Raw genomic sequence first — 12785 nt, 5'->3', positions numbered from 1 at the left:
GTCATGCCGCCATCGCAGTGGTGGAGGAATCAGCCAAAGCAGCAACCAAGACCGCTTCTTTGGCCTCGTCAATTTCACGCAGTTCCATCGATCCCACATTGGCCAACTGGGCACGAACCTGGTTGGCTTGTTGCCGCGGAAGCACGCTGATGGCGGAGTCGGCGGTCTTGTTAGGCAGCCCGCACAAGCACAGCATGGCGATGCGGGTGGGGACACGTCCCAGAGCTTCGCAAAGCAAACGCGGTTTCATTTTCACGAGTTGTTGATGAATTTCGTCCGTGGCCAAACCGGAGGATGCCGGCGAGGAGGTGGAATCTGATCGCGGGGAGGCGTGGGGAGCTTCCGCGGTGGCGTTCGCCGGCACATGCACTCGCAGCGGTGGTGCGCCGCCAACTGATGGTTCTTGAATTTCTGCTGCGGCACCGATTGGCGTGCTGGCAGGATGACCGGGCGCGGTGGCATGCGTCGCTGGAACCGAGTGGGTTTCCGTGCTGGGCGAGGCGTGACCGTACGTCGGCGTCATTTCAGACAGGATGGCTTTCAAACGAGGCGACACGGCGGCGGCTTCCGCGGGCACGTGGCGTGCTGCTTGCGCCGGGTCCCAGCCCTCGGTGGGAGCGTAAGCGTTGATCAGATCCTGCAATGGATTGGCTTGCGATCGAGCGATCAAGGCTTCCGCTTTGGTGCGAAAGGTGCTGACCAGATCTTCGATCATCGAATCGGGAAATTCTTGCAACCGGCCGATTCGGCTGAGGATGTCTTGCCGCTGATTCGGAGGGAATTGCGGCAGGATGGCCGCGGCTTTTCGGGGATCGATCGATGCCATCACAACCGCGATCGTTTGCGGATGTTCGCTCTGCAGAAGCCCACGGACATCGTCGTTGGTCAGTGAATCCAGGAATCCAAACGATTGCTTGGTGGATCCGAAATCAGCGGACACGGGGACTCCGGCCGGATTGGAATCCATCGTCGAGCGGGGGGAAGGCGTCTGCGTGCCCCGCTCCGACGCGGTTCGGCTGAACATGATTTCATCCATGGAGCCGCTCGGTTGGCCGTGGCGGGCAGCGTCGGATCGAGTCTGTCGAATGGAACCGGTGAATGATTCCAGGGCTCGTTTGTGTTCCAGCGGGTCAACCTCGTCGAGGGAGGCGAGTTCGTATTGCAGGCGTTGCTGCGATTCAACGGGCAATTCGCCCAGTAATTTCGCGGCAATTGGTCGGGGTAAATTTTTGAGAACGATCGCGACACGTCGCAACGAAGCGGCGCGGCGAGCGTCATCGTCAGAGCGAGAGGAGGCGGTCGCCACGAGGACACCTGAATTGTGGGGAAAAAAGCGGGCAGAAAATTTGCGAGCGACGGATGCGATCCTGCCCAGTTCGGTCATAGTGAAACACGGGGTCCCAAGTGAAGGTCGAATTGTCTCGATCCCCCCGGCCCGCTAAACTTGCAGCCATGAACCAGCCCCGGATGAAACGCCTGTTGGCAGTCATTGGCGGTGGTCTGGACACCGGATGGGTGGCATCGGTCATCCAACGTTTTCTGTATTTCCTCCTGCCGTCCTGAGCAAACTCACATGTCAGCCATCACCGAGCAAATGCAGGGTGAAGTATTGATCGTTGGATTCACCGACAATGCCCTTCGCGATGCACAACGGATTGAGGTTGTGGGCCGCGAAATGCAAGAGATCGTGCCACAAGCCATCCACAAAAAAATGTTGATCGATTTCTCCGGCTTGGCATTCATGTCGTCGGCGATGATCAACAAACTGATCCTGCTGAACAAAAGCTGCAAAGCTCAGGGCGTGGCTCTGAAGTTTTGCAATGTGTCCCCGTTGGTGATGGAAGTTTTCCGCATTGTGAACCTGGGCAAACTGATCGACATCCAAGGCGATCAAGAAGTGGCCGTGGCCAGCTTCGACAAAAAGGGCTGGTTCGGCGGCAAAAAATGACGCCCGCCGGCGATTCCACTCCGGGTGTGCCCACGGACCCGCCCGAGTCAGGGCCCGACGTTTCGAAGTCGCAGTGGATGCGGTTGGTCGAGGCCGATCGCCAGTCGATTGCTGGTGAGCTGCACGATGAGCTGCTGCCTTACCTGTTCGCTGCAGCGGGGGCGCTCGCATCGCTGCAGCGGCAGAATCCCGATCTGAAAACGGCGCTCGAAAAACCCGTTCAGTGGGTCGATCAAGCCCGCGAAATCGCTCGCCAGATCATGAACGGAGCGGCGCTGCCTCGTGATCTGTCTTCAGGCCCCTTGGTGGCCGCCAAAGAATTTCTGGAATCCGTGGTGCTCCGCGGCGATGACGTCCAGGAACTGTCGGTTCGGTGGAAGCAATTGGACGAGAGTGCCGACGTGGCATGGGACGAAACGCAGGCAATCGCGGTTTACCGGATCGTTTGCGAAGCGGTTCGCAACGTGGTTCGGCACGCCCGAGCGAACCAATTGATCGTGGCTTGGGAAACGGCCCCGACCGGATGGGCGGTTTCGATCCAAGACGACGGGGAAGGCTTCGAGTCGGAGACCGTTTCAAAGACTTCGCAGGGCATCACCTTGATGCGGCAGCGGGCAGAAGCTGCCGGATTGCGTTTCCAGATCGTTGGGGCCAAGGATTCTGGCACCCAAGTGACCGTGTTTGGATCGCCGTAGCGTGCTTCGCACGAGACGGCGATGTCTCCGCGTTTGCTGCTCGATCAGCCGACTTGGCGACGGGCCGCGACTGCTTGTCCGAGATCGCGAAACAGTTTCTCGGTGGTGTCCCAACCGATGCAAGCGTCGGTGACGCTGAGCCCTTGAACCAACGGGGACGCACTGAGTTTTTGATTGCCTTCGAGCAGGTTGCTCTCGATCATCACCCCCATGATGCGATCGTCGCCCTCGGACACCTGAGCGCAAATGTCGCGACAAACGTACGACTGCCGCGCGAAGATTTTGCGACTGTTGGCGTGGCTGCAGTCGATCATGATTCGCGGTGGCAGGTCGGCTTTTTCGAGCAAGCCCGATGCCATGTCGATGCTGGCGGCATCGTAATTGGTGTGCTTTCCACCACGCAGAATGATGTGGCAGTCCGGGTTACCGGTCGTGGCGAAGATGGCCGAGGTGCCCTCTTTGGTGACTGACAAAAAGTGGTGAGGACGCCGAGCCGAGCAGATTGCGTCGACCGCGATCTGCACATTGCCGCTGGTTCCGTTTTTGAAGCCGACCGGGCAAGACAGCCCCGACGCCAATTCGCGGTGCCCCTGACTTTCGGTCGTGCGAGCCCCGATGGCTCCCCAGCCGACCAGATCGGCCACGTATTGAGGGCTGATCAGATCCAGGAACTCGGTTCCGGTCGGCAATCCCATCGCATTGATGTCGCTGAGCAGACGCCGAGCGGTTCGCAGGCCGTGGTTGATTTCGAAGCTGTCGTCCAGTTTCGGGTCGTTGATCAGACCTTTCCAACCCACCGTGGTGCGTGGTTTTTCGAAGTAAACCCGCATCACGATCAGCAGATCGTCGGCGTACCTTTTTTGCTCCACGGCCAACTTTTCAGCGTACTGGCGAGCAGAGTCTGGGTCGTGAATCGAGCAGGGTCCCACGACGACCAATAGACGATCGTCCTTCTTTTGAAGCACGTTCTGGATGGCAGCACGCCCGTCAGCAACGGTTTGTGAGATTTCGTCGCTCGCCGGGATTTCCGACAACAGTTCACTGGGTGACATCAGGTTTTTGATGGCGCCGATACGAAGATCATCGGTGCGGATCATGAGCTTGCAGTGGGTTCAAAAGGAAAATGTGGGGGAAAACGTATCGTAGTTCAATTCCAAAAGATTGGAACGAGCCTTCTATCAACGGCGGGGTGGCGACCAAGACGAGGCCGACAAATCGTCTCGCTGTTTCGCAACTGGTTCATGGTTCTGATTGGACCGCAGGGCGTTTCAGAGTCGCGTGAATGTGGTCCACGTCGAGCTCGACCCCAGGGCCGGGCTGGTAGATGAGCAGACTGACCATCTTGATTCGTGACAGATCCAGCTCGCGATCTTGAGGACCGTCGATCATGGATTGACGAGGGAAAATCACGTGTTGAGGTTCACCCGCGCGAAGTGTCACAAAGTGTTTCGCGACATCTTCATGGTAATCCTGATGATCTTCGTCGATGACCTTGAGGATCACTTCCCACGTTCGAACGACAGGCGACTCGAGTTCCGGATCGGATGATTCGGAATCGGTTGGCTCAGTCCCAGTTGGCTCCAGCTCGGTCGGCACCGGCCCCAATGACTCGGGGAGCCCGGCAGACGCTGGTGCGTTCAGCACGATGTCCAGTTCCAACGTTTCCACGTTGGACCAATCGGAACTCACCTCCAACAACGTCATCGCGGGATGCGGGGCATCCTTGGGTTTCCAACGCAGAGCGAATTCGCCGTCGGTCACATTGGACTGGGTTCGACCACGCCGACCGCGATCGAAATGCCACCGTGTGATCTCAAGCGGTGTTTCGAACGACGCGATCCGAGGGAAGTCCGATTCAACCTTCCAGCAATCACGAATGATCTTGATCGAACCCCACCATGTCAGCCCGATGAAGATGATTCCAAGCAACTGCAGCGAGCGTCGCCCTATCAACGAAGTCAAACCACTGGCAACGAACCAGACCGACGCGGCTAGGATTCCCAGCCCGTTGGCAATGGCATCGTGAAGCGTCGCGGATCGTCCGATCATGCCTTGCAGCATCTCGACCAAAACACCCGACACGAACAAGGCTGCCGCGACCAAGACCAAACGCCGTGCCCATGGGGCGGAACCAACGACCTGAGGCCGAAGCGACTGCAGCAACACCAACGTCAACATCGTCAGCCCTGCGAACAGCGGGGCGTGCACCATGTTGCCGATCGACCCAGCCATTCGACCCGAGATCGGCAGCGGCACCAACAATCCAACCAACGCGACCAAGAAGCATCCCGGCAGCGCCAGCCAAATCAAGCGAGAGGATTGGCTCTGAATCACTATCGTCGCAGGTTGAGCAGTTCGTCGATGAGCTGCTGGGTGGTCGTGATCACTCGGCTGTTTCCCCGGTACTGGGTGCTGGCCAGAACAAGTTCGACCAAGTCCTTGCCGATGTCCGTGTTGGACAATTCCAACGCACCACCGATGACCGATCCGATGCCGTTTTCGCCGGGCTGACCGGTGACGGGCAAGCCGGTGTTGACGCCCTCGGCGTACATGTTCAGACCCCGCGCTTCCAAACCGGCGGGGTTGGCAAAACGAGCCAATTGCAACTGCCCCAAGTCTCTCGAAATACCGTTGCTGAACACGCCGCGAATGGTGCCGTCTTCGCCAACGACGAAGCTGTTCAGAACACCGGGTTCACTCCCGTCCTGCTGGGTGGCTGCCAGCGAGGCTTCGTCGGTAGCCAGTCCCGAGACAAGTGAGAAGTCCATTTCAAATTGCAAAGGCGAAACGCTGGGGATGCCTTGGCGGTTGATCGAAATGGTTTCTTCGGTCGCGGTCACGAAGTTGCCGTTCCCGTCGAACTGAATCAGACCTGTTCCGACCGTGATGTCGGTGTTGCCGGTCACCGAGTTGTCGGGACTGTCGGCGTACCAGCGATAGATGGTGGCTTGGTCGGTGCGGCTTTCCAGTGTCGCGGAAACTCGGACGTTGATTGGCACACCGAGTGAGTCATAGACCACAAAGTCACTGGAGGCACTTTGTCCGATCGCTTCTTGCTGAACTCCAAAGGCCAAGTTCGGCGTGGTGATTTGGCCCAGTTCGTCCGTCAATCGAAACGCAGACAATTCAATGTCGATCGCGTTGGCTTCACCATTGTTCGAAACCAGTCGAATCTTTCCGTCTTGGATGTAGGCTCCCGCGACCAGGTCGCCGGATTCACCTTCAATGTTGTTTTCCGATCGAGGGATCGGATTGGCTGAGTCAATCTGCAACGTCTGGATCCCCGAAGCATCGGAGATGAAGTCCAGCAGGTCCTGCATGGTGCTGGTTGAAGTGATCTCTAGTTCCTTCGTTCCCAGGTTCGAACCACCTTTGCGACCGGTGTAGCTCAGCGTGCCTTCGCTGAAGACCTGTTCGTAGGTCAATCCATCTCGGCGAAGGACATCGGTCAGCAAGGTGTTGGAGTTGACCGCCGGGCCATCCATGTCCAACAACTGGTTGCCGGGTTCGGTCAGGTCCGATATTTGTGCATCCGTCGCGGAGTCGGTGAAGGTTTCACCGGGGGCGACCTCCCCCACCAAGTAGAAGTTGTTTTGGTCACCGGCAAGGTTGCGATAGATCCGCACCGAATCGTAGGCGGGGAAACCGCCGCCAGCCGGAGGCGTTGGAGGCGTTGGGAAATCGCTCAACGTGATCCGGCCATCGACAACGCTCTTGGGCCCCAAATACGAACTCGGGCGACTTTCTGGGTCGCCGGAGCTGTAGTAAGTCACCATGTAGGTGTAGTTGCCCGTCAGCGTGTCTTCGTTGATCGCCGTTCCGGACAGGGCGGTCGAACCATCGTCGTTGTACGTCCCACCTGCGGCTGCCGACGCGAGGTACTCGAATTCGGTTCCATTGGGGCCGGTGCGATAGATGTTGACCGTTGGGAAGTCGCCGCCCAAAGGGTCCTGAGGCAAGTTACTCAGGTCGACATTGCCGTTGGTTCCCACCGTGAAGGAACGTGCAGCGCTGGGCGCCGATTCATTGCCGCTGGCATCGACCAAGGCAAATTTGTACTGGTAAGTTCCCCCGGTCAGCGAACCGGCCCCCACGGTGCCGGTGACGGCAGCGTGATCCGCAATCGGTGATGTTTCGACCGACACACCGCTGGCGTCGGGACGTGGGACTTGGCTGTCGCCCAGGTGAAGACTCTCGATCACTTGTCCCGCGGTGGCAACATCGCCTTCAGGGGTCAACGTGCCTTCAAATGAGACGTTCTCGGTCGCTTTGGCAACGGTCTTGGTTCCCAAGGGAATCGACAGCGGAACCAACGAACTCGTCTGCAAACGGAACTGTTCGTCGATGCCGTAACCAAGCAATCGCTGGCCGGTTGCATTGACGAGTTCTGCATCGCTGTTGAGTTTAAAAATACCATTCCGCGTGTACAGCTTTTCGCCGTCCGCCGCTTCGACTTGGAAGAACCCGTCGCCCTGGATCGCGAGGTCGCTGCTGCTGCTGCTGATCTCGATGGTGCCCTGGTTGTGGTTGGCCGCGATTTCCGCGACCTGGACACCCAAACCGATTTGTCGGGGGTTGGTACCACCGTTGTTGCTGGAGGGACCTGCCCCTAGCGACAACGTTTGCAAGAACTGCGTCGCAAAGACCGCATCGGACGATTTGAAACCGACCGTCTGCGAGTTGGCCAGGTTGTTACCGATCACATCGATCTGTGTTTCGGCAGCACTCAGTCCGGTCAGGGCAGTCGTCAGGGCTGATTGAAGTCCCATCGGCGAACGTCTCCACAGTTTTCAGTAGGTCTTACAACGCAAACTCAAACCTGTAGATCGGCCAAACTAATCGGCAAACTTTACTCAGTTTGAATTTCTCGGATATTCTCTATCTGCATCGTCTTCTGACCCACGTGAACTTTGACCGAACGGGCTTGGCTGTCGTCATTCGTTTCGACCGTGATCTTGTCGACCACCCCCGTTGTGTTGGTTTGGTCATCAGCCAACCCCGTCACGGTGCGTCCAATCAATCCGCTGGCGGTGACCAGTTGTTGGCTGTTGGACAGATCGCTGAGTGTGTTGGTCAGTTCGTCGGTGGCCCCGATTTCACGAATTTGTGCGATCTGCTGGACCATTTGGGCGTTGTCGACCGGGTCCAGAGGGTCCTGGTTCTGCAGTTCATTGATCAGCAATTGCAGAAAACTGTCCACATCCAACGAGTTGTACCCTTCGTTGGCACTGTCGCTGATTTGGGAAGCCTGTTCGCTGGACGAAAAGCTCGCGGCGGCGGAGGTGCTGGTGACTTGACTAGCAGCAGACATATTCGCGTTTCCAAGATGGGAAGATCCGCTCACGCGAAATCAGCGCGACGGAGAGCGTTTGCATAGCAATTTAGGGGATTCTGACGCGAGTCCAGTTCTTTGCGGGCTGGATTTTCTTCGCGGTTTGCACGCCTTGGGCCCGGGATTGTGAGCGATTTGACGTCTCAGCAGCCCGCCCATTTCTACCTATCGGCGAACGGACGGCTTCCCCTAAACTCGCCCGAACGCGACCAAGAATGATTCGAGGTCCGCCCCTTCGACGCTCAGCCACCGGAACGGAGTCCTTCGGCATGGAAGCCAAAACCATCCGCCAGTTCGTCTCTGCACGTCTCGATTTCCAGAAGCGATTGGGAACCGTGTGGGCCTGTTTTGCTGTGTTGGCGTGCTTGGCAGCACCGGCCGACGCGGCCAACTATCGAACCCGCAATTTCATCGTCGAAGCTCCCAACTCCCAGTTGGCCAAAGCCGTCGGGGACGCCGCCGAGAAGTATCGCCATGATCTGGCGAGCTACTGGACCGGCCAGCCCTTGCCACCCTGGCCCACTCCCTGCCCGGTTCGAGTTGTCGCAGGCAACCTGCCCGCCCAAGGCGTGACCACGTACAACCCCGCTCCTGTTCGCGACTTTCAAATGGAAGTCGTTGGAACCCCCGAGCGAATCCTCGACAGCGTGTTGCCGCACGAAGTCACCCACACGGTTTTGGCGACTCACTTTGGTCGACCTTTGCCACGTTGGGCTGACGAAGGCATTTGCACCACCGTCGAGCACGATTCAGAAAAGGCCAAGCACGAAGCCAAGTTGCGAGAGTTCCTGTCGACGCGTCGCGGCATCGCGATGAACCAGTTGTTCTTGCTGACCGAGTATCCCTCCGATGTGTTGCCGATGTACGCCCAAGGTTACTCGGTGTGCCGATTTCTGATCGAGCAACAGGGTCCTGAGACATTCATTGATTTCTTGGGCGAGTACATGCAACGTGGGTCGTGGACCAACAACGTGCAAAAACACTACGGCTACGATTCGTTGGCCGAACTGCAGGAATACTGGTTGGGCTGGGTGGAATCCGGCAGCGGCCCCGTGGCTCAATTCGCCAAACTCACTCCTCGAGGCAGTCAGCCTGGTTCGACCGGCGACATCGCTTTGGTCAGTGCGACTGGCCCCGCCAACTCAGCGGCCCGCTCGCAAGTCGCACCCGCCACCGCACTGGCAGCAGCGGATTCGATGCCACGTGACCAAGGGCGTTCGGATTCTGGTTGGAAAAGCACGAATTCAATGGCATCCGCAGGCAACCGACCGGCAGCCTCGAATGGTTCCTCGTCCTGGTATGTCCGTCAACTCAATCGCGACGAAGATCGTTCGCCAGTGGAGTCCATTCCAGCCGGAGCGAGTGCACCGATCGCACAAGCAAGCCCGAACAACTTGAGTGAGGATGCGTCCAAGTCACGTTGGATGCCACCCTCGGTCAAATCCAGTGGTCGCTATTCGGTTTCGACGCCGCAAGGCGAAAGCAGTGGTTCCTTTGGCGGCAACCGCTGGCGTTGATCTGCCGGTTGAAAACATCGTTCTCTTGGAAAATTGATGACGTCGACCGCGTCCAGCGAGCCGTTTGTCTTTGCACCCAGCGGGTCGGCTTCATCTGATTCGTCGAGGAGTTCAGCGTCTGCGCGCGGATCGACCTACGCCGCCCCCGGTGTGCCTTCGTCTCATCAGTTGGTGGACCAAGCCCGGCAAGAGATCACTCAGATCGTTCGCGAGGTCGCTGCGGCGACGCATCAACCGCGAAAAAGGGCGGACTACCTTCGGTTTCTCGCCGATCGCGTTTTGCGAGCGATGGCGGGTCATGGCGTTGTGATTTGGACGCGTCCCAGTTCAGGGGACTCCAATGAAACGAACTACGTTGCCGAACATCGTCTCGGGCGGGTGACCGACCTTGCCCTGGTGGATGAGGCCGAACAAGTTCACCAGTGTTTGCTTGCGGAAGTCGCAACGGAAGGGGCTCCGGTCGTCGTTCCCCCCACGCCAGGTGCGGACCAAATCGATGTGCCAGCCAATCCGCTGCCCTATCCCACGGCAATCGTGCCGATTCGGATCGACCCTTCCTCGGCGTTGCCCGAAGGATTGATCCAGGTCTTTTTGGATGAAGGTGGGACCGCTGCCAGTCAACGCGGCAGCCTTCGGTTTCTGGCCCAAATGTCGGATCTCGCGGGCGAGTTTCTACGCGTGTTGCGTCTGAAAACACTCAGCCAATTGCTTGATGCAACCGACCGGGTCGATGGCGTCGTGGAACGTCTGCACCGGATGACGTCGACCGGAATGATCCAAGCCGCCTGGGTGGATGCAGCAGCAGAGTTGTTGCGTTTGCCACGCGTGGCCCTGTGCCGAGTCGACTCGTCTCAACCACGAATCGTTGCGGTCAGTCACGTCCATCGCATCGATCAACACAGCGGCGCCGCCAAAGCAATCCGCGCCGCGACGGCGATCGACCTTCAACCTCAACACGGAATTTGGTTTGGCAGTTGCCAAGCGAAATCGAACGAAAGCAATCCCAACGAAGACGCTTCCTCCGCAACTCCGTTCAACCAAGACCAAACCACGAGCTCCATTCAATCATCCCAGGAACCCTCTTGGGTCGTTGCCGCGCACCCCGATTCGCAGTGGCGGATCGTGGGATTCACGTCGGACGAAGCGGAACATTTGTCGGAAGACATTTACTGGGGCACGCTGAATCGGTTGCTCGTCGGTGGAGCCTCGGCCTGGACCGCCGCCCGTCGCATCGAATCGCTTCCCGGTGGCCGATGGTTTTCGAAATTGTTCGTGGAACCGGACGCGGTCAGCTCCCTTGGCTCAGCCCCGGCGTCCGAACCGAGTTCCACTTCACGACGCACGCGAGCGGTGCATTCTCGACTTCGCAAATCCGCGACTTGGATGGCAGCAACGCTTGCGATCGCCATCTTGGTTTGCCTGCCGATGCCCAGTTTGGTGCCCGTCACGGGAGTCATCCGGCCTGTTGAACTCGACTCCTATCACGCCGCCAGCGATGCAGTGGTGGAAACACTGCATGTCGATCACGGGCAACGGGTTCAGCGAGGGGACTTGTTGGCGACACTCACGTCCACCGACCTGCAAGAACAGGAAACCAGTCTGCTGGGTCGCCAAGCCGTGTTGATGCGGCAACAGGAACAAGTCAACCAGACGCTGATGTCGCGTCCATCCGTTCATTCTCGTCCGGACTCGGTCCATGACGGACGAGAAGTGGAAGAAGAAATCGCGTCGGTCGAACGACAGCTCGAAATCATTCAGGAATCAAAAGAACGGTTGGTCCTCCGAGCTCTCCGCAACGGACGCGTGGACGCCTGGCGACTTCAAGAACGTTTGGCCAATCGCCCCCTCCGCCGCGGCGATCCGGTCTTGAACGTGATCGCCGAAGACACCCCGTGGGTCGTCGACGCTCGGATTCCTCAAACTCGGCTGCAAACCGTCGACAACGCGTGGCAATCGGAGCAGCTGACCGCCGAAGTGGGGACGGCCTGGTCCAGTCAAATGAATCTTGCCGCGACCGCCCAACGGTTTGGCCCGATCGTGCCCGATCCGACGGATGGAACGCCCTCGGTCGTGATGCGATTGGGGCTGGAACAATCACCGACACTCGGTGATCAGCCGCTCGCTGAAATGCCCGCCCGGGTGACGCTGCATTGCGGACGCACGCCGGTGGGATGGTTCTTGGTCCAAGACGTGGTGCATTGGTGCCAAGTCCAATGGGGAGGGTATTTCTGATGCCAGATCACATGAAATCAATGGTGTGTTTGATCGTCACCTTTGGCTGGGCAACCGCCTCCGTCGATGCCGCTGACCCGGTCGATCGCGATCCCGTGCGAACCAACGTGGTCGAAGTTCGCGATGTCGTTGTCGATTTCAGCCAACAGGTGGACGTGCCAGCGTTGCAGAGCGGTGCGGTGGCGGAATCTGCCGTGCGACCCAACCAATTCGTCCGCCGCCAGGACGTGCTGGGAAGGTTGGACTCGCAGGCACTGATCATCCGACGTCGAGCTGCATCGCTGCGTCACGAGTCAGCCAAGCTGATCACAAGTGACGATCTCGAAATGCAATTCGCGGAAACATCGCTTGCCGAAGCCGAAGCCGAGCTCGACGCCAGCAACGCGACTGAGCAAAAATTCACCGGCGCGGTTTCCTCGAATCAATTGCGGAGGATGCGGTTGGCGGTGGAACGCGCCCGCTTGGAAGTGGCACGCACGAAGAAACAAATCCGCCAAGCCGTCATCGACACGCAGTTGGCTGCCGCGGACTTGGCCTTGATCGATGAAGAGTTGGCTCAACTGGATTGTGTCAGCCCGATCGAAGGAGTCGTTCTGGCGGTGCACCGGGAACCAGGTGAATGGATCGCCAAAGGCCAACCTTGGGTCACGGTTGCTTCCGCAGGACAGTTGACGTTGCACGCCCTCGTGGACGCTGATGAGCTGTCACCGGCGACCTGCGTTGGTTTGGATGTCAGCGTCCATTGGGGAAACGAAGCCGATGGGACTGCGAAAATGTTGGCGGGCAAAATCACATCGGTGGATCCAACTCGCTTGCCCGGCAATCGTTTCCGCTTGCACGCCGAAGTTCAGAACCGCCGGCAAACCCATGATGGTTCGGTGCCGCCGCGGACCGCCATCGTTCCTGGTTCAGGGCACAGCGTCGACCAGCATTGGCAATTGTTGCCAGGTGCCCAGGTGACGCTTCGCATCTATCGTTCACGAGACGAAATGGCGTGGCGAATGGACCGCGACGACTCCGATTCCCTTCGTGGAAATCTGCGGCGATGAGCGGTTTGGGCC

Annotated in this window: 10 protein-coding genes; 5 read left to right on the top strand and 5 right to left on the bottom strand. The window is 58.6% G+C overall.

Annotated features, from left to right (window positions below; genetic code table 11):
* Nucleotide 1: 1 nt before the first annotated feature.
* Entirely contained in the window at nt 2-1306 is a 1305-nt protein-coding gene (locus RISK_RS08155; RefSeq protein ID WP_047813847.1) for a flagellar motor switch protein FliG, read from the bottom strand.
* A gap of 267 nt (nt 1307-1573) precedes the next feature.
* Here RISK_RS08155 and RISK_RS08150 point away from each other — a divergent pair, with 267 nt between their 5' ends.
* Nucleotides 1574-1948: an STAS domain-containing protein gene (locus RISK_RS08150; RefSeq protein ID WP_007324404.1), complete on the top strand. Its 375-nt coding sequence runs from the start codon at nt 1574-1576 to the stop codon at nt 1946-1948.
* Nucleotides 1945-2643 carry a sensor histidine kinase gene (locus RISK_RS08145; RefSeq protein ID WP_047813756.1) on the top strand — a complete coding sequence of 233 codons (699 nt, stop codon included), beginning with the start codon at nt 1945-1947 and terminating at the stop codon, nt 2641-2643. Before RISK_RS08150 ends, RISK_RS08145 begins: the two co-directional genes overlap by 4 nt.
* A gap of 44 nt (nt 2644-2687) precedes the next feature.
* Here RISK_RS08145 and RISK_RS08140 read toward each other — a convergent pair whose 3' ends face one another.
* The 4 genes from RISK_RS08140 to RISK_RS08125 all read right to left on the bottom strand — a co-directional run bounded on the left by RISK_RS08140 (nt 2688) and on the right by RISK_RS08125 (nt 7954).
* A complete protein-coding gene (locus RISK_RS08140) occupies nt 2688-3740 on the bottom strand; it encodes a 3-deoxy-7-phosphoheptulonate synthase (protein ID WP_047813755.1) in 1053 nt (350 codons plus the stop codon).
* Between the two features lie 142 nt (nt 3741-3882).
* Nucleotides 3883-4854, bottom strand: a complete 972-nt coding sequence (locus RISK_RS08135; RefSeq protein WP_047813846.1) for a VanZ family protein — start codon at nt 4852-4854, stop codon at nt 3883-3885.
* A 122-nt stretch (nt 4855-4976) separates the two neighbouring features.
* Nucleotides 4977-7412: a flagellar hook-basal body complex protein gene (locus tag RISK_RS08130; RefSeq protein WP_047813754.1), complete on the bottom strand. Its 2436-nt coding sequence runs from the start codon at nt 7410-7412 to the stop codon at nt 4977-4979.
* An 80-nt stretch (nt 7413-7492) separates the two neighbouring features.
* The gene (locus tag RISK_RS08125) at nt 7493-7954 is read right to left on the bottom strand and encodes a flagellar hook assembly protein FlgD (RefSeq protein ID WP_047813753.1); all 462 of its coding nucleotides are present in this window, start codon (nt 7952-7954) and stop codon (nt 7493-7495) included.
* A 290-nt stretch (nt 7955-8244) separates the two neighbouring features.
* Here RISK_RS08125 and RISK_RS08120 point away from each other — a divergent pair, with 290 nt between their 5' ends.
* Genes RISK_RS08120 through RISK_RS08110 form a run of 3 tightly spaced genes read left to right on the top strand, consistent with a single transcriptional unit; the run spans nt 8245 to nt 12773 of the window.
* Nucleotides 8245-9492, top strand: a complete 1248-nt coding sequence (locus tag RISK_RS08120) for a hypothetical protein (RefSeq protein WP_047813845.1) — start codon at nt 8245-8247, stop codon at nt 9490-9492.
* Nucleotides 9493-9528: 36 nt separating this feature from the next.
* A complete protein-coding gene (locus RISK_RS08115; RefSeq protein ID WP_083434841.1) occupies nt 9529-11724 on the top strand; it encodes an HlyD family efflux transporter periplasmic adaptor subunit in 2196 nt (731 codons plus the stop codon).
* An 11-nt stretch (nt 11725-11735) separates the two neighbouring features.
* Nucleotides 11736-12773, top strand: a complete 1038-nt coding sequence (locus RISK_RS08110) for an HlyD family secretion protein (RefSeq protein ID WP_047813843.1) — start codon at nt 11736-11738, stop codon at nt 12771-12773.
* The last annotated feature ends 12 nt before the right edge of the window (nt 12774-12785 follow it).

The sequence above is a fragment of the Rhodopirellula islandica genome, from assembly GCF_001027925.1.
Lineage (GTDB): Bacteria > Planctomycetota > Planctomycetia > Pirellulales > Pirellulaceae > Rhodopirellula > Rhodopirellula islandica.
This window is presented reverse-complemented; position numbering and strand designations above follow the sequence as displayed.